Here is a 17290-nt window from a genome sequence, read left to right on the forward strand (position 1 = left end):
CGGCATGTGAGAGACCTGGCTGGCACTGACCCGGAATTCACGTACCCTTGGTTCATGATTGCGAAGCGGTTCACTGCCGTTTTGTTATCCCTCGTTCCGGTTCCCCCTATTTGAGCGCTCCATGAAGAAGATGCCTCGCTGGCTTGCCGTGTTTGCGGCCCTGTTGCTGCCCTTTGCTGCCGTCGCGCAGCAGAAGGGGCTGGATATCGACATCATCGGCGGCAACGCCTCCGCCCTCCCGATCACCATCGTGCCGATGCCCTACCAGGGTGCGGCCGGCGCTCCGCAGACCGATGTCGCCGGCGTGGTCCGTGCCGACCTCGAACGATCGGGCCAGTTCCGCACGCTGCCCGAAGCGCAGATCGTCGAAAAGCCGACCCGTGGCGGTGACATCCAGTTCGCCACGTGGCGCGCGCTGAAGCAGAACTACATCGTCGTCGGCCGGGTCATGGATGCCGGTGCCGGCGCCTACCGCGTCGAGTACGAACTGTTCGACGTGCCCAAGGGCGAGCGCCTGCTGGGCCTGGCGATGACCGCACGTGGGAACGCCATGCGCGACGTCGCCCACCAGATGGCCGACGCCATCTACGAGAAGATCACCGGTATCCGTGGCGCTTTCTGGACCCGCATCGCCTACGTGACCGCCAGCGGCAAGGGCGACGCCATGCGCTACGCGCTGATGGTCGCCGATTCCGACGGCTTCAACCCGCAGACCATCGTGCGTTCGGCCGAGCCGCTGCTGTCGCCGTCGTGGAGCCCGGATGGCAACAAGCTGGCCTACGTCAGCTTCGAACGTGGCAACTCCGCCATCTACATCCAGAACATCTCCACCGGCGCCCGTGAACTGGTCACCAGCTTCCGCGGCATCAACAGCGCCCCGGCCTTCTCGCCGGACGGCCGCAAGCTGGCCCTGACCCTGTCGCGTTCGGGCAACCCGGAAATCTACGTGATGGATCTGGGCAGCAAGCAGCTGACCCAGCTGACCAACCACTTCGCCATCGACACCGAGCCGACCTGGGCCCCGGACGGCAGCGCGGTGTACTTCACCTCCGATCGCGGCGGCCGTCCGCAGGTCTACAAGGTCGGTGCCGGTGGTGGCAGCGCCGAGCGCGTGACCTTCCAGGGCAACTATAACGCCAAGCCCTCGGTGTCCTACGACGGCAAGAAGATCGCCGTTGCCCAGGGTTCGGGCAACAGCTACAAGATCGCGCTGATGGACAGCTCGCTGGGCTCGCCGCGCTGGAGCACGCTGTCGCCGGGTTCGCTGGACGAATCGCCGAGCTTTGCGCCCAACGCAAGCATGGTGCTGTACGCCGCCCGTGAGGGTGGCCGTGGTGTGCTGTACGCCGTCTCGGCCGATGCGCGCGTGCGCCAGCGCCTGGTTCTGGCAGACGGTGATGTGCGCGAGCCGGCATGGTCCCCATACCGTACCCAGCGCTAAAAGAGTGTTAATATTTTCTCTGTATTGAACCCCTCATCGGCTTAGGAGCCACAAAGGTATCGCCATGAACAAGTCCACCCGCGTTCTGCTTGTTTCCCTGCTGTCCGTGGCCGTCCTGGCCGGTTGCTCGAAGAAGGTCAAGGAAGAGCCGCAGGCTCCGGTCGATACCGGCACCTCGACCACCACCCCGACCGGTCCGTCCACCTCCGGCCTGTACGGCCCGGGCGATCTGGACACCGACGCCTGCCTGCGTCAGCGCGTCGTCTACTTCGACCTGGACAAGGAAGACGTGAAGCCGGAATTCCAGGCCATCATGGCTTGCCACGCCAAGTACCTGCGTGACCGTCCGTCCTCGCGCATCACCCTGCAGGGCCACACCGACGAGCGCGGTTCGCGCGCGTACAACCAGGCTCTGGGCGAGCGTCGTGGCAACGGCGTCAACTCGGCGCTGCAGGCCAACGGTGGCTCGGCTTCGCAGCTGACCGTCGTGTCCTACGGTGAAGAGCGTCCGGTCTGCACCGAGTCGAACGAGTCCTGCTGGTCGCAGAACCGTCGCGTCGAAATCGTCTACACCGCGCAGTAATCCATGCGCCTTGGCATCAAACTGATGCTGGTCGTTGCGGCAGCCCTCGTGGCTGCCGCACCGGCGCATGCACAACGTCAGAGTCTGGCCGACCGTGTCGGTTCGCTCGAGCAGCAGATGTACAACAACAGTGCCAACCAGGACCTGTTGAACCAGATCAATCAGCTGCGGCAGCAGGTCACCAGCCTGCAGGCCTCGATCGAGCAACTCCAGCACGACAACGCCCAGCTCAAGCAGTCCGCCCAGGACCAGTATCTGGATCTGGACAGCCGCCTGAACCGGTTGGAAGGGGGCTCTGCCGCCCCGGCCCTGCCTGCTGTTCCGGCGAGCGCACCGAAGGCCCCCGCGGCCCCGGCAAAACCCGCAGCGGCGGCCACTTCCGAGCGGCCGCCCTCCGTCCATGGTGACCCGGGCAGCCTGGCCGTCACCGGTGACGAGCGTACGTCCTACAACGTGGCTTTCGATGCGTTGAAGGCAGGCAAGTACGATGATTCGGCGCAGCTGTTCCTGAGCTTCCTGGAGCTGTACCCGAACGGCGTCTACGCCCCCAACGCGCTGTACTGGCTGGGCGAGAGCTATTACGCCACCCGCAATTTCCCGATGGCCGAGTCCCAGTTCCGCGAACTGCTCTCGCGCTATCCCACCCACGACAAGGCCGCAGGTGGCCTGCTCAAGGTCGGCCTCTCGCAGTATGGCGAGGGCAAGGTCGACCAGGCCCAGCAGACGCTGGAGACCGTCGTGGCGCAATACCCAGGCTCGGATGCCGCGCGTACCGCGCAGGACCGCCTGCAATCGATCCGCCTCGGCAATCAGATCCGCTGATCCGCTGACCGGGCGTACAATACGCCCCCTGGCGCTGGGCTGACTCCCGGCAGCCTCCTGTAGAGCCGAGCCCATGCTCGGCTGCTTTCGTTTCCGGCGCCGGTACATCCGTCGCCCGTCCCATGAAGAATTGTCTGCCATGACCGCCGTCACTCCGTCCAACGCCGTTGCCACGCCCAGCGAGATCGTGCAGTCGACACTGCCGCGCCTGAAGATCACCGAGATCTTCACCTCGTTGCAGGGCGAAGCCGATACCGCCGGTTGGCCGACCGTGTTCGTGCGCCTGACCGGTTGCCCGCTGCGCTGCCAGTACTGCGACACCGCTTACGCCTTCCACGGCGGCACCTGGTGGGACATCGACGACATCGTCGCCGAGGTGCTGGCCCAGGGGGTGCGCCATGTCTGTGTGACCGGCGGCGAGCCGCTGGCACAGAAGCGCTGCCTGGTGCTGCTGCAGAAGCTGTGCGACGCCGGCCTGGATGTGTCGCTGGAAACGTCCGGTGCGCTTGACGTCAGCGCGGTCGATCCGCGCGTATCGCGCGTGGTCGACATCAAAACCCCCGGCTCGGCCGAGGTCGCCCGCAACCGCTGGGAGAACCTGCCGCTGCTGACCGCGCGCGACCAGATCAAGTTCGTGATCTGCAACCGCGAAGACTACGACTGGGCCAAGGCGATGGTCGTCGAGCACCAGCTGGTGCAGCGCACGATGGTGTTCTTCTCGCCCAGCAAGGGCGAGATCACTGCCCGGCAGCTGGCGGACTGGATCGTGGAAGACCGGTTGCCGGTGCGCTTCCAGATGCAGTTGCATAAGATTCTCTGGAATGACGAACCGGGCCGCTGAGCCCGTCCGTTGTTCCTTGATGTAGTTCCGGCGCGGGACAGCGTGCTGGCTTTTCCCCCAAACCGGATGATCTACCCATGAAGAAGGCAGTCGTGCTTCTCTCCGGCGGCATGGATTCAGCCGCCGTCATCGCCATGGCCCAGGAACAGGGCTTCGCCGTGCATGCCCTGAGCGTGCGTTACGGCCAGCGCCATACCTCCGAGCTGGATGCCGCCGCGCGCGTGGCCAAGGCCCAGGGCGTGATCGTGCACAAGACCGTGGACGTGGACCTGCGCAGCATCGGCGGCTCGGCGCTGACTGACGACATCGACGTGCCCGAGGCGGGCGGCGAGGGCATCCCGGTCACCTACGTGCCGGCGCGCAACACCATCATGCTGTCGCTGGCCCTGGGCTGGGCCGAAGTGCTCGGTGCCAACGACATCTTCTGCGGCGTCAACGCCGTGGACTACTCCGGTTACCCGGACTGCCGCCCCGAGTTCATCGCCGCCTTCCAGGCGCTGGCCAACCTGGCGACCAAGTCGGGGGTGGAAGGCGCGGGCATCACCGTGCATGCACCGTTGCAGTTCCTCAGCAAGGGCCAGATCGTCAGCGAAGGCGTGCGACTGGGCGTGGACTTCGGCCTGACCGTGTCCTGCTACAACGCCGATGCCAACGGCGCGGCCTGTGGCCACTGCGATGCCTGCCGCCTGCGCGCGCAGGGCTTCACCGAAGCCGGTGTGGCCGACCCGACGCTGTACGCCTGATCGCCTCTGGTAGTGCCGGCCGCTGGCCGGCTTCCGTCGCAGGTGCGAACTGAACCCCGGTAGCTGCGAACTCCACCCTGGTGGGTGCGAACTGAACCCCGGTGGGTGCGAACCGTTGGTTCGCACTGGCTGACCGGCCGGGCAGCTCTGACTCTGGTAGGTGCCAACCTTGGTTGGCACTGTGCGCCGGGCATGGCCCGGCGTTACCGCTGCTGCAGCCACCCCGACGCCTCGATAAACCCCCGCACCGCTGCAGGATCCTCGTAATCCAGCTCGATCATCCGTGCGATCGCCGCCTGCTCATCCGGCTGCTGGCGCATGTGCTCCTGCGCGATCCGGTAACCGGCGTAGTACCCCACATCGCTCACCCCGAACGCATTGCGGGCGCTGTTGTACAGCCAGTTGTCCAGGTCATCGCCATCCATCTCGGCGATGAAGCGAACGCGGATCTCCGATTCGTGCAACGGCCCATAGGCATACAGCGGCAGCGCCGGTCGGCGCCCGCTGATCCGCTCGGCCACGTACTCGGCCACGCCCTCGCGCACCGCGTACTGCGCGAGCGAACCGGTGGTCTCGCGCTGCTGGGTATGCACGTACTCATGCAGGTTGTTCTGTGCGTTGTTCGCACCGGGATTGCTGTCGTAGAAGACCCGCAGGCGACTGCGCAACGGCTCCGGCAGTTCACTGACATCCACGCTTGCATCGCCCAGTGCCATTTCCGCGCCGATCAGCACCTGGTTGCCCAGCGTGGTGCCACCCGTGCGCAGTACGCCCACGGCATAGGTGATGCTGGCCGGGCGCAGGGCGGGGTAGAGCGTGCGGAACGCCGCCAGATCCCGCTCCAGCGTGGCGCTGGCCTGCTGTGCGTTGGCGGTCAGCGGCCGTACCGAGGCCCAGAAGCGCGGCCACGCCAGCATGGCGTCGGCGTACTCGGCGGCGGTGTAGTTGCGTACCTTCATCAGCGCATGCAGGCCGGGGCTGCCTGGATCGATGTAGCGCTGCTGGACCAGGGCCACCTGCTGCGCGGCATCGGGCTCGGCAAGTACCGCATCGTAGGTAGCCCAGAAGCGGTCGATATCGTCGGTCCGCACCTGTGTAGGCGATGCTGCAGAGGCGGCAAACGGCAGCAGCAGGGCGAGCATCAGCGGCAGTGGCAGGCGCATCCATCGCTCCGGGGCAGGGTCGCAGCTGAGATGCTGCGGGCGCCGGAAAGGTTTAGACGCCCGCAGCCCGGCAACTTCGTAGATCCCCGACTTCACCCAGCCCCGCAAAGTACGGTAGAATGCCCACCCCGCCGAAAGGCCGGGGCCTTGCATGGGCCGTTAGCTCAGTCGGTAGAGCAGAAGACTTTTAATCTTTTGGTCGATGGTTCGAATCCATCACGGCCCACCATTGCAGACAATGACCTCGGTCATCCAGAAAGGCACCGCTGAGCGGTGCCTTTTTTGTTGCAGAACCTGAGCTCCTACTTGGACGTCGCGCCCTGGGAACGGGCCGCCTCGCGGTCTGCCTCGACCTTGGCGGCAGCCTTCGCAGCACGCTCTACTGCGGCGCGTTCAGCATCGAACCGGGCCTGCCGCTGGGCGCTGTAATTGCGCTCCAGTTCCAGCGAAGCAATGAAGCTGTCGGGGTGCTTGGCGGCGCACGCCTGCTGCACCAATTGCACGGCATGGTCGGACAGGCCGGGTTGGATGTTGCCGAGCAGGCAGTCGGCGTACGGTACGGGCGCAGCCGGGCTTGCGGCCAGCGCGGCAATGATCATGGCATTCAACATGCGAACCTCCTTGTGTCAGTGTCGATGGAACTCGGGACGAACCCGGCCCGAGTATGGGCTGGATTGTGGTGCAGGTGCGCCTACTCAGGCCGGATATCCCGGCACACCAGCTCCGCCAGTCCCCGGCAGGCGAAGAACAGCCCTTCGACCACGCCGTCATCCAGATATCGGTCCGGCGTTGCCATCGATCGGCAGCGATCGGCGGCATGCAGCATCTCTGCCACGGTCAGCATGCCGACGGCGGCCCGCTCCACGCGTGACAGTGCCACCCTGCGCCCTGCGGGAAGGCTTGCATCAGGCCAGGGCTGGCCGTCTGCACCTTCGCCCGCCCGGATGCGTTCGAGGCAGCCCAGGAAGGTGCTCAGTTCGGGTATGGGGTTGTCATCGTCGTCGTTGACGCTGGCGGCATATGAGGCATAGGGCGGACCTTCAGTCATCTCGGCTTCCTCGGCTCTGGGATGGGAATGCCACCGCGCAGAGCGGGTGGCGGACGGTGCGTGGCTGCAAGCCGGGATGATTAGAGCCATTGACCGGCGGGCACGAAGGCCCCCACGCACCGCCCGCCATAAAGGCCGACGGATTACCCGCCGGCACCATTGAAAAATGATGCCGGCGGGCAAGCGTAAACAACGGCTCGAAAATCATCACGGGCTTGCAGGCCCGGTGCCACCCGTTGTCGGTGGCGCAGCATGGTGTTTACGCCCGCGCTTGGATTTCAATCAGAAATTTCCGGAAGGACATGCGGAATCCAGGCGCGCGACGATGGTGGCGCAGGCCTGTCATGCGCAGCAAGCGTCAGTACACGACGCATTCGTTTCCGCGCGTGGTCGATCACGTTGAAGAATGCCGCAAACCGCATATGGCGGCGCATCTGTCGTGATCCAGCAAGTGTAAAGCTGGCTTCGCTTTCGCCGTCAATGTTCGCTGTGCGTTGCTATTTACCCACCGCATTTCGGTGCGGGTGCGACGGTAGAGGCGTCCTTGGCGGTTCAAACGCGACACGTGGCGGTGCACGCGCGGTATGGGCGGGCCGTACCCGGGCGTGAGTCACGGCAAGTCATCTACGCATGGCGTGGATCTACGCATCCGGCAGGGATGTTAGGCATGTCGCAGCCGCCAACGCTTGCCTCCGGACGCTATGCTCGGCGTCTTTCCTTGGATGGGTCGCCTCAATGCGCTTGATCGTACTGTCGCTGTTGTTGTCCGCCGTCTCCGCCGCGCCGCTGATGGCCGCCGAACCGGCGTCGCAGCCGGCGGTCGCTTCGCCGCTGGCCATCGGCGAAACCTTCACCATCGAATCGAAGGCACTGGGCGAAACCCGTCGCATCAACGTCTATCGCCCGCAGCCGTGGGGGCTGGACCCGAAGACACCGCTGCCGGTGCTCTACATGCCCGACGGCGGCATCGGAGAGGACTTCCTGCACGTGGCCGGGTTGGTGCAGGTACTGACCGGCAATGGCAGCATGCGTCCGTTCCTGCTGGTCGGTATCGAAAACACCGAACGCCGCCGGGACATGACCGGCCCCAGCAAGGTGGCGGAGGATCGCAAGATCGCGCCACGCATTGGTGGCTCAGCGGCGTACCGTGATTTCCTGCGTGATGAACTGATGCCGCAGGTGCGCCAGCGCTACCCGACCACCGACGAGCGCGCGCTGATCGGCGAATCGCTGGCGGGCCTGTTCGTGGTCGAGACGCTGCTGCAGGAACCGACCTTGTTCAACAGTTACATCGCGCTGGATCCCAGTCTGTGGTGGAACCGCAGCGCTTTGCTGTCTGGCGCAGGCAAGCAGTTACCGTCAGTTGCCCGCAGTGGCGCGCGACTGTTCCTGGCCAGCAGTGGTCAGCCGGAACTGGCCGCGTCGAGCGCGCGCTTGGCGGCGGTGTTGCAGCAGGCATCACCGGCAACGCTGGTGAAGTACCAGCCACTGCCGGAAGAGACCCACGCAACGATCTACCACCCCGCCGCGCTGCAGGCCCTGCGGACGCTGTTCCCGGCACCGCCGCCGGCCTCGCCCTGAGAGTGGCTTGGCGTACGGCAACGCGGCGTGTGAGGATGCGGTAGCGGCGCCATCTGGGTGCGCCGCCCGCAACGGGAGAGCGAACGGATGCAGCGTGTGCGTGGATGGAGTGTGGCGGTCTGCCTGGCCGTGAGTGGTTGTGCGATGGCGGTGGCGCCACCGGCCGCGCAGGGTGAAGCGAAGGAGAGCGCGGCCACCGCTGTGCCGGGCGTGGTGCTGCCGGATACCGAAGCGCTGCGCGCGCACGATCCTGTTGGTCGTGATTATCCGATCTGGGTGGCGCTGCCGGCCGACTATGCCGCGCATCCTGAAAAACGCTACCCGGTGCTGTACGTGACCGATGCGCTGTACAGCTTCCCGTTGGTGCGCAGCGTGCGCAACCTGGTGGGGCAGCAGGGCGTCAACATCGAGGATTTCATCCTGGTCGGGTTGCCGCCGCAGGAGGGCCTGACGTCCAAGCAGAGCCGCTCGCGCGATTACACGCCCAGCAACCCGGCGCGCACGCCAGCCAGCTACTACAGCGATGATGTTACCTACGGTGGTGCCGCGCACTATCGCGACTTTGTGACTGCGCAGGTGTTGCCGATGGTCGATGCGCGCTACCGCACCGATCCCGCCCGTCGCGTGTTTGCGGGTCATTCCTATGGCGCGCTGTTTGGTGCTTACGTGCTGACGACCCAGCCGGACATGTTCAGCACCTACATCCTGTCCAGCCCGTCGCTGTGGTTCGACCAGCGTCTGTTGCCGCGCATGCAGGACGCCGCCGTCATCCCGGCGCAGCCGACCCGCGTGCTGTTGTCAGTGGGCAGCTACGAGACGGTCAAGGAAGGGCCGCGCTACTCCACCGGCAACGACATGCTGCGGCAGGCCGCCGACTTTACTGCCCAGCTGCAGCGCGGTGGCCGCAAGCTGCAGGTGGAGAACATCGTGATTGATGGCGAAGACCATCTCACTGTGTATCCGCGGGTGATCACCCGTGCGCTGCTGCAGGTACTTCCGGGCGAAGGACCGTATACCGGCGGTTGACGGCCAATTCCATCCACGCATGGCGTGGATCTACTGCGATGCGCACCGTTGTGTGAACGGAAAATGCTGCCAGTAGATCCACGCCATGCGTGGATGGGACCTTACGCTGCCTGTGCATCCGCCCCGGTCAACACGCCGACATCCGCATGGCGGAAGCACAACCGGATCGCATCCAGCAGCTCGCTCATGTTGTAGGGCTTGGGCAGGAAGTGGATGCCGTCCTGCAGCTGCGGCAGCACAGCGTGCTGGTCCATGCCCGAGGTCACCAGAATCGGCAGCTCGGGATACAGGCTGCGCACGCGGTTGGCGGCCTCGATGCCACTGACCGGGCCGAGATTGACGTCGGTGAACATCAGGTCGAAGCGCTCTCCCGCCGCCAGCAGGCCCAGTGCGGCTTCGGCGCTGCTCACGCCTGCGACGTGGCAGGCCTGGCTCTCCAGCGCCATCCGGCTCAGTTCACGGGTTTCCTCGGCGTCTTCGATCAACAGGACGCGTGGTTCAACGTGGCGCTTGGACAGCAGCATGACGCAACAACTCCGGACGGCAGGGCATGGAAGGCGCGCAAGTATGCGCAAGCCCCCAGTGAGCCCCGTGTGCAGGATCGGCTAAGTAGGCGTTACAGCGGATTGCTGCGCTGGCGGCGGACGTGCCAGGCCAGTGCCGCAACCGCCAGCAGTGCAGTGCCGATGCGCAGGCTGGTGGCCTGCCAGCCCAATGCAACTGTGTCGTCGAGGCTGAACACATTCCAGGCCAGGTTCATCGACACGTGCAGCACCAGACCGCACCACAGGGTGTCGCCGTCCAGATGGTTCAGCCAGGCGAAGATGAATCCGCCGAAGGCGATGACCGCGCCGACGAACAGGGCGGTGCCGCCGCCGTCGACGCCGCCGAACCCGAGCCAATGCACCCAGCCGAACAGCAGGGCCTGCGGCAGTGCGAGCAACGGCCAGGGGCCGCGCACGATCTTCACAAACAGCACGAAGCCGAGGCCGCGGAACAGCACTTCCTCGGCGAACGGGAACAGCACGGCCAGCATCGTGGCGTCCAGCGTCGTCAGCGCCGTGTTGGGCGTCCCCAGCAGGGCCAGCCCCAGCCAGCACGGCAGGCTGGCCAGCAGCACCCACAACGGGCCACGCATGCCGTTTCCGCGCAGGCCGAGGCTGGCCAGCAGGCCCACTCCGCGGGGGCGCAGCAGCGTGGCCAGCAGCAGTGCGACCAGCACCGCCAGCGCGTTGTCCAGCAGGCTGCCACCGTAGGGCATGGGCAGGGCGGTAATCGGAGCTCCCAGCGCGGCACTGATGTCACGCACGTTCAGGCCGAGGCCAACGCCCAGCAGCACCAGCAACAGGCGCATGCCGGTGGGAATCGAGTCGCTGGCAGTCATCTGCATTCCTTGCAGCGGGGGAGCGGGCAGTCTGCAGGGCGGGGGATGGGGCGGCACGCGCCGGAAGTCCCTGTGCCATCGGTCATGCGTTGCCGCACAGTCATCCGCACGCAGGTACAGTCGAGGCCAGACCGACAGGAGCAATGCGAATGCTGTGCCCCGTGTGCAAGACCCAGACCCTGCAGATGGCCGAGCGCCATGGCATCGAGATCGACTACTGCCCGAGCTGCCGGGGTGTATGGCTGGATCGTGGCGAACTGGACAAGATCATCGAGCGCGCCACCGACGGTGCAGGTGCCGCCATGCCGCCGCCAGGGCCCGCGCCTGTGCAACCGCAGGCCGCGCCGCCGCCGGTGATGCACCGCGATACCCGCCATCTCGGCCAGCGCCATGATGACAACCGTGGCCAGTACAGCCAGGGCTACAAGAAAAAGAAGAAGGAGAGCTTCCTCTCCGAGCTGTTCGATTTCTGAGGTCGCTCAGGGTCGGCGCAGGATGAATTCGCGGTCGCGGCTGTCGCCGACGATGAAGTCGTACTCGCCGGCCTTGCTGCAGCCGTAGCGCGCGTAGAAGCGCTGCGCGCCGAAGTTCTCTTCCCACACGCCCACCCACAGGGTGCGGCGCTGTGGCTGGTCCAGCCAGGCCATGAAGGCATCCATCAGGCGCGCGCCGTGGCCGCCGTTCTGGTGGCTGGCCAGGATGTACAGACGCTTCAGTTCGACGTCGCCATCGCGCGCGTCCGCATGCGGCAGGGTGCTGGCACCGGCGGCCAGATAGCCCACCACCGTTTCACCCTCCAGCAACAGCCACACCGCGCTGCGCGGGTCCGACAGTTCCGCTCGCTGTGGCTCGACGCCGTAGTGATCCTGCAGGAAGCGGTGCAGGTCCTGCGGCGGATAGGAATCGCCCCAGGTTTCGGTATAGGTGGCAATGGCGATCGCCGACAGGGCGTCGACGTCGGCCAGGGTAGCGCGGCGGATATGCAACGACATGGTGCAGCCTGCAATGGAACGTGCGGCAGTGTAGCCGGCCCCGGCGGTTGCCGGGGCTGGCTGCTGCTCATGATCGGCTGCTCAGAACCACATGCGGATGCCGGCGACCCAGCGCGTATCGCGTGCATGGTCGCCTGCATAGTCGGCGGTATCGCCGAAGGCGCGCTCGTGGCTGATGCCGATGTACGGCGCGAATCGGCGGTTGAGCTCGTAGCGCAGGCGCAGGCCGGCTTCGACCTTGTTGAGGCCGCGGCCGATGCCGTACTCGGGTTCATCCTTGCTGGCCACGGTCGCTTCCAGCAGGGGCTGCAGGATCAACCGGTTGGTCAACAACACGTCGTATTCGATCTCGGCCTTGGCCATCAGCTGGCCACCGGAACCGGCATACAGCGTGGCCGAGCTTTCGAACTTGTACGGCGCCAACCCCTGGATGCCGATCGCCGCCCAGGTGCGTGAATCGGCGGGGCGGAAGTCCTGGCGTACACCGACCAGCACGTCCCACCACGGCGAAATGGCACGCCCGTACAGTGCTTCCACGCCCGAGGATTCCGTGCGGCCCTGGCTGCGTTCGCCATCGGTGCGCAGCCACAGGCGGTTGATGTTGCCGCCGATCCAGCCACTGGCCTCCCAGGCCTGGCCGTTGCCGTTCTTTCCATCCCAGTGCTCAAGGCGATCGATCAGCAACAAGCTGTGGATCTCCGGGGCGTGCTCCATCGCACCATGCGCGATGGGTGGGAACGCGGCTGCACGATCTGCATCGGTGGGGACCGGGATCGGCTCGCGTGGCTCGGTCGGCGCGGGCGTGTCGTGGCCCATTGTCGAATGATCCATCGCGCCGTGGTCCATCTTCGCGTGGTCCATCTTCGAATGATCCACGTCGGCAGCCGCCGCTGGCGTGGCACCGGCAGCAGGCGAGGGCGCTGTCATGTCATGACCGGCATGGGACTGCGCGAACGCGGGCAGCGCGGCCAACAGGCCGAGGGTCAACAGGCTCGGAGCAAGCAGGGAGCGGCTCATTCTTCGATCCTCACTTCGCGCATCATGCCGGCTTCCATGTGGTACAGCAGATGGCAGTGGTAGGCCCAGCGACCGAGTGCATCGGCGCGCACGCGATAGGTGCGGCGCGTGCCGGGTGGCATGTCGATGGTGTGCTTGCGCACCTGGAATTCACCCTGCGCGTTTTCCAGGTCGCTCCACACGCCATGCAGGTGGATCGGGTGCTGCATCATGGTGTCGTTGACCAGCACGATGCGCATGCGCTCGCCGTAGTTCAGGCGCAGCGGCTCGGCACCGGCGAAGGGAATGCCGTCGAACGACCAGGAGAACTTCTCCATGTGGCCGGTCAGGTGCAGCTCGATCTCGCGACCGGGCTCGCGGCCATCGGGGTCGTCGAACAGGCTGCGCATCGCACCATAGGTGAGCACCTGGCGGCCGTTGTCGCGCAGGCCGATGCCGGGGTCGTCCAGCTTCGGCTCGGTGGCCGAGCTCTGCATGTCCACCAGCGGATTGTTGCGCTCACTGGCCGGATGCTTTGGCGCCTTGCTGGCGGCATCGCTGCCGCCGCCATGCGCACCGTGGCCCATGCTTGCTCCACAGCCGCCTTCCATGCCCTTCATTGCTGCCATGTCGTGGCCACCATGGCCACCGCTGCCCATGTCGTGACCCATGTCGCTCATCGTCAGCAACGGGCGCGGATCGCGCGCGGGAATCGGTGCCTGCAGGCCATGGCGCACGGCGAGGGTGCCGGCGGCATAGCCGGTGCGGCCCATGTCCTGGCAGAAGAGGGTGAAGGCATCCTGGCCGCTGGGTTCGACCAGTACGTCGTAGGTTTCGGCCGGGGCGATGCGGAACTCGTCGATGCTGACCGGATGGATGTACTGGCCGTCGGCGGCGACCACGGTCATCTTCAGGCCGGGGATGCGCACGTCGAAGTAGGTCATCGACGCGCCATTGATGAAGCGCAGCAGCACCTTTTCGCCGCTGCGGAACAGCCCGGTCCAGTTGCCGGCCGGCGCCGTGCCGTTCATCAGGTAGGTGTAGGTGTGCGCGTTGATGTCGGAGATGTCGCTGGGCGTCATCCGCATCCGGCCCCACATGCCGCGGTCGGACAGCGCGGCCGACCAGCCATCGCGACGGGCGTCGCGCAGGAAGTCGGGCAGGGTGCGCTTGTAGTAGTTGTCGTGCTCGGCGAGCTTCTTCATGCGCCGGAACAGCGCGCCAGGATCCATGTCGGTCCAGTCGGACAGCATGATCACGTGCTCGCGGTCATGCCGGTAGGGCGCCGGTTCGGCCGGGTCGATGATCAGCGCACCGTACAGCCCTGCCTGTTCCTGGAACAGCGAATGGCTGTGATACCAGTAGGTGCCGGACTGCTTGAGATCGAAGTGGTAGTGGTAGGTCTCGCCCGGGCCGATGCCGTTGAAGCTCAGGCCGGGCACGCCATCCATGTTGGCCGGCAGCAGGATGCCGTGCCAGTGGATGGAGGTGGGGTGCTGGCCGAGCGTGTTGCGCACGAACAGGTCCACGGTCTGGCCTTCGCGCCAGCGCAGGATCGGTGCCGGCAGCGAGCCGTTGACGGTGATCGCCGGGCGGGTGCGGCCGGTGAAGTTGGCCAGCGACTCGCCGATGGCCAGTTCGACGCGGGTATCGCTGATGACTGCCGGCGCGCCGGCCAGTCGTGGCGCGGCAGAGGCGGCGGCGAGCGCACGCTGCGGGACGCCGGCCGCGGCGATGCCGGCAACCACGCCGCCAGCGGCGATGCCCTGTACGAAAAGACGGCGCGACGGCATGGGCACAGCGCCCGGGCCGGGAGGAATACGGGTACTCATGGTGGTGACTCCAAACACGGAAAGACGCCAGCGCAAGGCCGGCTTCAGTGCGCAGCGCGCACGAGGCGTGTTGGATCAGCCGATGGGAGGGCGTGAGATCGGCGGCAGCGGCGGTGCCGGGCGGCCGTTGGCCGGCATCGGCTGGGGGGTCAAGGAGAGACCGGGACCCGTCAGGAACGGCAGTGCCTGCACCGCCAGCAGCGGGTGCTGGGCGCAGCTGCGCACGCAGTCCTTGATCTGGCAGTGCGCGTCATGGGCAGGGGCCTTGGCCTGCGGCGCCTCGTCGGCGGTCATGCCGGCGTGGTGATGGCAGTCCGCGTCGCCCTCATCGGTCATGGCTGAGGTCATGGCATGGGCCATGCGGCCCATGTCCTCGTGTCCGCTGGCCATGGCCGCGTTCAGCCCGTTGAGCAACAGGCTGAGCATGAGCACGACACGGAGCAGGGTCGAGGCGAGGGACATGGCGTCAATTTAGCCGCAAGCGGGGCCGGATGCACTTCATGCTGAATGGTGTGTTCAAGGTTGGACCCGCACCAATGTAGTGCCGAGCCCATGCTCGGCTGCTTCTGCGGCAAAGGCAGCCGAGCGTGGGCTCGGCTCTACAGGGGCCGCAGCGCACGGTTGGCGCTACCCTTCCTCGCGCACGATCTCCACCAACCTCGGGCCATAGCGGCTGAGCTTGGTGCCGCCGATGCCGCCCACCCGGGCCAGTTCGTCCAGCGAGGTCGGGCGCTGTTCGGCGATGTTGCGCAGGGTGCTGTCGTGGAAGATCACGAAGGCCGGTACGTTCTGCTCGCGCGCCAGCTCGGCGCGCAGGCCGCGCAGCGCATTGAACAGGGCCAGGTCCTGTGGCAGCACCGACAGGCCGGTGCGCTGCGCGCTGCGTTCACGCCCGGCACTGGCGCTGACCGCATCGCGGCGCATGCTGATCTGGCGGCGACCGGTCAGCACGTCGCGGCTGGCATCGGTCAGGCGCAGGCCGCCATGGCCCTCGCTGTCCACTTCCAGCAGGCTGGCGGCCACCAGCTGGCGGAACACGCTACGCCAGGTGCGCGCATCCAGGTCGCGGCCGATGGCGTAGGTGCTCAGCTTGTCGTGGCCCTGCTGCTTGACCTTCTCGTTCTCGCTGCCACGCAGGACGTCGATCAGGTGGCCGACGCCGAAGCGCTGGCCACTGCGGTACACACAGCTCAAAGCCTTCTGCGCGGGGATGGTGGCATCCCAGGCCGCCGGCGGGGTCAGGCAGTTGTCGCAGTTGCCGCAGGGCTTGGGATAGGTTTCACCGAAACCGGCCAACAGTACCTGGCGGCGGCACTGCATCGATTCGCAGTAGCCCAGCAGGTGGTCGAGCTTGGACCGCTCGAGCTGCTTGCGCTCCTCGCTGGCCTCGGACTGCTCGATCATCTGCTTGAGCAGCACCACATCTCCCAGGCCGTAACAGAGCCAGGCCTCGGCGGCCTCGCCATCGCGGCCGGCGCGGCCGGTCTCCTGGTAATAGCCTTCCATCGACTTGGGCAGGTCGGTGTGGGCGACGAAGCGCACGTCAGGCTTGTCGATGCCCATGCCGAAGGCGATGGTCGCGCACATCACAATGCCGTCTTCGCGCAGGAACCGACGCTGGTTGTTGGCACGTACTTCCGAGGGCAGGCCGGCGTGGTAGGGCAGGGCGTTGAAACCCTGCGTGCACAGGAACTCGGCAGTTTCCTCCACCTTGCGCCGTGACATGCAGTAGACGATGCCGGCCTCGCTGCGATGGCTGCGCAGGAAATCGCTCAGCTGCTTGCGGGCGTTGTCCTTCTGCACCACGGTGTAGCGGATGTTGGGGCGGTCGAAGGAGCTGACGAAGTGACGTGCTTCGGCCAGGTCCAGGCGCTCGGCGATCTCGCGCTGGGTCGGCGGGTCGGCGGTAGCGGTCAGGGCGATCCGCGGAATCTCCGGCCAGCGCTCGTGCAGGACGGTCAGCTGCCGGTATTCGGGGCGGAAGTCGTGGCCCCATTGCGACACGCAATGGGCTTCGTCGATGGCGAACAGGGCGATCCGGCTGCGCGACAGCAGCGACAGGAAGCGGCCGGTCAGCAGGCGCTCGGGAGCGACATAGAGCATGTCGAGCTCGCCGGCGAGCAGTTCGCGTTCGACCCGGGCGGCCGTTTCGGCGTCCAGGGTCGAGTTCAGGAACTCGGCGCGCACGCCGAGCTGGCGCAGGGCTTCGACCTGGTCCTGCATCAAGGCGATCAGCGGCGAGATGACGATGCCACAGCCGTCGCGCAGCAGGGCGGGCACCTGGTAGCACAGCGACTTGCCGCCACCGGTAGGCATCAGCACCAGGGCATCGTGACCGGCAGCCACATGCTCCACGATGTCCTGCTGCGGACCACGGAAATCGTCGTAACCAAAGACGCGGCGGAGCAGGTCGTGCGCGGGACGGGAAGCCATCCGGCTAGTTTACCCCGGCGGGGAGTCGGCAGGGCTGCGCCCTGCACCTGCCATGAGCCAGAGCAACGTCAACGTCAACGTCAACGTCAAAGGCAACAGCCGGCTCTGGGGTGATCCGTGGTTTGGCGGGGCGGTGTCGGATTGCGGGGACGCCGCAAGTACGTCCCTGTAGGCTTGGCCGCGGCATCCATGCCGCGGACACCCCGCAATCCGACACCGCCCCGCCTTCGACAGTTTCCCGGTGGCGATGGGGCCATCCACGCCATGCGTGGACCAAATCTGTCAGATATCGACAAACAAAATGGGGTCGGATCCGTTTTCCTGCGGAAAACGGATCCGGCCCCAAGAGATGGTCCGACAGATCGCGGAAATCTGTCGAAGGCGGGGTGGGGCCGGTGGCAGGGG

Annotated in this window: 18 protein-coding genes and 1 tRNA gene; 9 read left to right on the forward strand and 10 right to left on the reverse strand. The window is 66.2% G+C overall.

Translation table 11 applies throughout. The features are described from left to right. Positions 1–121: 121 nt before the first annotated feature. The 5 genes from tolB to queC all read left to right on the forward strand — a co-directional run bounded on the left by tolB (position 122) and on the right by queC (position 4430). Positions 122–1441: a Tol-Pal system beta propeller repeat protein TolB gene (tolB, locus tag AC13GI_RS20890; RefSeq protein WP_265953317.1), complete on the forward strand. Its 1320-nt coding sequence runs from the start codon at positions 122–124 to the stop codon at positions 1439–1441. A 64-nt stretch (positions 1442–1505) separates the two neighbouring features. After that, on the forward strand, positions 1506–2024 hold the full coding sequence (pal, locus tag AC13GI_RS20895; protein ID WP_006386160.1) for a peptidoglycan-associated lipoprotein Pal: 519 nt from the start codon (positions 1506–1508) through the stop codon (positions 2022–2024). Between the two features lie 3 nt (positions 2025–2027). Then, positions 2028–2846, forward strand: coding sequence for a tol-pal system protein YbgF (gene ybgF, locus AC13GI_RS20900; RefSeq protein ID WP_088100990.1), 819 nt, complete (start codon positions 2028–2030; stop codon positions 2844–2846). 139 nt (positions 2847–2985) lie between these two features. Continuing rightward, positions 2986–3687: a 7-carboxy-7-deazaguanine synthase QueE gene (queE, locus tag AC13GI_RS20905; RefSeq protein ID WP_482997246.1), complete on the forward strand. Its 702-nt coding sequence runs from the start codon at positions 2986–2988 to the stop codon at positions 3685–3687. A 77-nt stretch (positions 3688–3764) separates the two neighbouring features. Beyond that, complete coding sequence (gene queC / locus AC13GI_RS20910; RefSeq protein WP_100460128.1) at positions 3765–4430, forward strand: 7-cyano-7-deazaguanine synthase QueC; 666 nt, start codon at positions 3765–3767, stop codon at positions 4428–4430. Between the two features lie 203 nt (positions 4431–4633). Here queC and AC13GI_RS20915 read toward each other — a convergent pair whose 3' ends face one another. Beyond that, positions 4634–5593 (reverse strand): DUF2268 domain-containing putative Zn-dependent protease, encoded by a 960-nt coding sequence (locus AC13GI_RS20915; protein WP_482997247.1) that lies wholly within the window; start codon positions 5591–5593, stop codon positions 4634–4636. A 153-nt stretch (positions 5594–5746) separates the two neighbouring features. On the opposite strand from AC13GI_RS20915, the gene AC13GI_RS20920 reads away from it, so the two are divergent. After that, positions 5747–5822 (forward strand) — tRNA-Lys (locus AC13GI_RS20920). Between the two features lie 73 nt (positions 5823–5895). Here the strand turns inward: AC13GI_RS20920 and AC13GI_RS20925 are convergent. Both AC13GI_RS20925 and AC13GI_RS20930 read right to left on the reverse strand, forming a co-directional pair. Beyond that, the gene (locus tag AC13GI_RS20925) at positions 5896–6204 is read right to left on the reverse strand and encodes a hypothetical protein (RefSeq protein ID WP_099818817.1); all 309 of its coding nucleotides are present in this window, start codon (positions 6202–6204) and stop codon (positions 5896–5898) included. A gap of 80 nt (positions 6205–6284) precedes the next feature. Next, positions 6285–6641, reverse strand: coding sequence for a hypothetical protein (locus tag AC13GI_RS20930; RefSeq protein ID WP_380657231.1), 357 nt, complete (start codon positions 6639–6641; stop codon positions 6285–6287). A gap of 735 nt (positions 6642–7376) precedes the next feature. On the opposite strand from AC13GI_RS20930, the gene AC13GI_RS20935 reads away from it, so the two are divergent. Together AC13GI_RS20935 and AC13GI_RS20940 are read left to right on the forward strand one after the other, a co-directional pair. Continuing rightward, positions 7377–8222 carry an alpha/beta hydrolase gene (locus AC13GI_RS20935; protein WP_482997248.1) on the forward strand — a complete coding sequence of 282 codons (846 nt, stop codon included), beginning with the start codon at positions 7377–7379 and terminating at the stop codon, positions 8220–8222. A gap of 87 nt (positions 8223–8309) precedes the next feature. Next, on the forward strand, positions 8310–9248 hold the full coding sequence (locus tag AC13GI_RS20940; protein WP_482997249.1) for an alpha/beta hydrolase: 939 nt from the start codon (positions 8310–8312) through the stop codon (positions 9246–9248). A 101-nt stretch (positions 9249–9349) separates the two neighbouring features. Here AC13GI_RS20940 and AC13GI_RS20945 read toward each other — a convergent pair whose 3' ends face one another. Further along, the gene (locus tag AC13GI_RS20945; RefSeq protein ID WP_099818822.1) at positions 9350–9772 is read right to left on the reverse strand and encodes a response regulator; all 423 of its coding nucleotides are present in this window, start codon (positions 9770–9772) and stop codon (positions 9350–9352) included. A gap of 92 nt (positions 9773–9864) precedes the next feature. After that, positions 9865–10632 carry a CPBP family glutamic-type intramembrane protease gene (locus AC13GI_RS20950; protein WP_482997250.1) on the reverse strand — a complete coding sequence of 256 codons (768 nt, stop codon included), beginning with the start codon at positions 10630–10632 and terminating at the stop codon, positions 9865–9867. A gap of 149 nt (positions 10633–10781) precedes the next feature. Between AC13GI_RS20950 and AC13GI_RS20955 the strand changes: the two genes are divergently transcribed. Then, complete coding sequence (locus AC13GI_RS20955; RefSeq protein WP_025874650.1) at positions 10782–11105, forward strand: TFIIB-type zinc ribbon-containing protein; 324 nt, start codon at positions 10782–10784, stop codon at positions 11103–11105. Between the two features lie 6 nt (positions 11106–11111). On the opposite strand, the gene AC13GI_RS20960 is transcribed toward AC13GI_RS20955, so the two are convergent. The 5 genes from AC13GI_RS20960 to recQ form a co-directional block, all read right to left on the reverse strand. Further along, a complete protein-coding gene (locus AC13GI_RS20960) occupies positions 11112–11624 on the reverse strand; it encodes a GNAT family N-acetyltransferase (protein ID WP_482997251.1) in 513 nt (170 codons plus the stop codon). Between the two features lie 81 nt (positions 11625–11705). Further along, positions 11706–12641, reverse strand: a complete 936-nt coding sequence (locus AC13GI_RS20965) for a copper resistance protein B (protein WP_482997252.1) — start codon at positions 12639–12641, stop codon at positions 11706–11708. Next, entirely contained in the window at positions 12638–14452 is a 1815-nt protein-coding gene (locus tag AC13GI_RS20970; RefSeq protein ID WP_482997253.1) for a copper resistance system multicopper oxidase, read from the reverse strand. Before AC13GI_RS20970 ends, AC13GI_RS20965 begins: the two co-directional genes overlap by 4 nt. 75 nt (positions 14453–14527) lie before the next feature. Further along, positions 14528–14914 (reverse strand): CopL family metal-binding regulatory protein, encoded by a 387-nt coding sequence (locus AC13GI_RS20975; RefSeq protein WP_367785600.1) that lies wholly within the window; start codon positions 14912–14914, stop codon positions 14528–14530. 165 nt (positions 14915–15079) lie between these two features. After that, positions 15080–16885, reverse strand: a complete 1806-nt coding sequence (recQ, locus tag AC13GI_RS20980; protein WP_100460110.1) for a DNA helicase RecQ — start codon at positions 16883–16885, stop codon at positions 15080–15082. Between the last annotated feature and the right edge of the window lie 405 nt (positions 16886–17290).

It is taken from the genome of Stenotrophomonas sp. 82F1 (genome assembly GCF_056861525.1).

Excerpts from the sequence above, each read along its gene's own strand:
- queC (WP_100460128.1), top strand. The coding sequence starts at position 3,765 with ATGAAGAAGGCAGTCGTGCTTCTCTCCGGCGGCATGGATTCAGCCGCC.
- AC13GI_RS20975 (WP_367785600.1), bottom strand. The coding sequence starts at position 14,914 with ATGTCCCTCGCCTCGACCCTGCTCCGTGTCGTGCTCATGCTCAGCCTG.
- queE (WP_482997246.1), top strand. The coding sequence starts at position 2,986 with ATGACCGCCGTCACTCCGTCCAACGCCGTTGCCACGCCCAGCGAGATC.
- AC13GI_RS20945 (WP_099818822.1), bottom strand. The coding sequence starts at position 9,772 with ATGCTGCTGTCCAAGCGCCACGTTGAACCACGCGTCCTGTTGATCGAA.
- AC13GI_RS20935 (WP_482997248.1), top strand. The coding sequence starts at position 7,377 with ATGCGCTTGATCGTACTGTCGCTGTTGTTGTCCGCCGTCTCCGCCGCG.
- AC13GI_RS20930 (WP_380657231.1), bottom strand. The coding sequence starts at position 6,641 with ATGACTGAAGGTCCGCCCTATGCCTCATATGCCGCCAGCGTCAACGAC.
- pal (WP_006386160.1), top strand. The coding sequence starts at position 1,506 with ATGAACAAGTCCACCCGCGTTCTGCTTGTTTCCCTGCTGTCCGTGGCC.
- AC13GI_RS20940 (WP_482997249.1), top strand. The coding sequence starts at position 8,310 with ATGCAGCGTGTGCGTGGATGGAGTGTGGCGGTCTGCCTGGCCGTGAGT.
- tolB (WP_265953317.1), top strand. The coding sequence starts at position 122 with ATGAAGAAGATGCCTCGCTGGCTTGCCGTGTTTGCGGCCCTGTTGCTG.
- AC13GI_RS20960 (WP_482997251.1), bottom strand. The coding sequence starts at position 11,624 with ATGTCGTTGCATATCCGCCGCGCTACCCTGGCCGACGTCGACGCCCTG.
- ybgF (WP_088100990.1), top strand. The coding sequence starts at position 2,028 with ATGCGCCTTGGCATCAAACTGATGCTGGTCGTTGCGGCAGCCCTCGTG.
- recQ (WP_100460110.1), bottom strand. The coding sequence starts at position 16,885 with ATGGCTTCCCGTCCCGCGCACGACCTGCTCCGCCGCGTCTTTGGTTAC.
- AC13GI_RS20950 (WP_482997250.1), bottom strand. The coding sequence starts at position 10,632 with ATGACTGCCAGCGACTCGATTCCCACCGGCATGCGCCTGTTGCTGGTG.
- AC13GI_RS20955 (WP_025874650.1), top strand. The coding sequence starts at position 10,782 with ATGCTGTGCCCCGTGTGCAAGACCCAGACCCTGCAGATGGCCGAGCGC.
- AC13GI_RS20965 (WP_482997252.1), bottom strand. The coding sequence starts at position 12,641 with ATGAGCCGCTCCCTGCTTGCTCCGAGCCTGTTGACCCTCGGCCTGTTG.
- AC13GI_RS20915 (WP_482997247.1), bottom strand. The coding sequence starts at position 5,593 with ATGCGCCTGCCACTGCCGCTGATGCTCGCCCTGCTGCTGCCGTTTGCC.
- AC13GI_RS20925 (WP_099818817.1), bottom strand. The coding sequence starts at position 6,204 with ATGTTGAATGCCATGATCATTGCCGCGCTGGCCGCAAGCCCGGCTGCG.
- AC13GI_RS20970 (WP_482997253.1), bottom strand. The coding sequence starts at position 14,452 with ATGAGTACCCGTATTCCTCCCGGCCCGGGCGCTGTGCCCATGCCGTCG.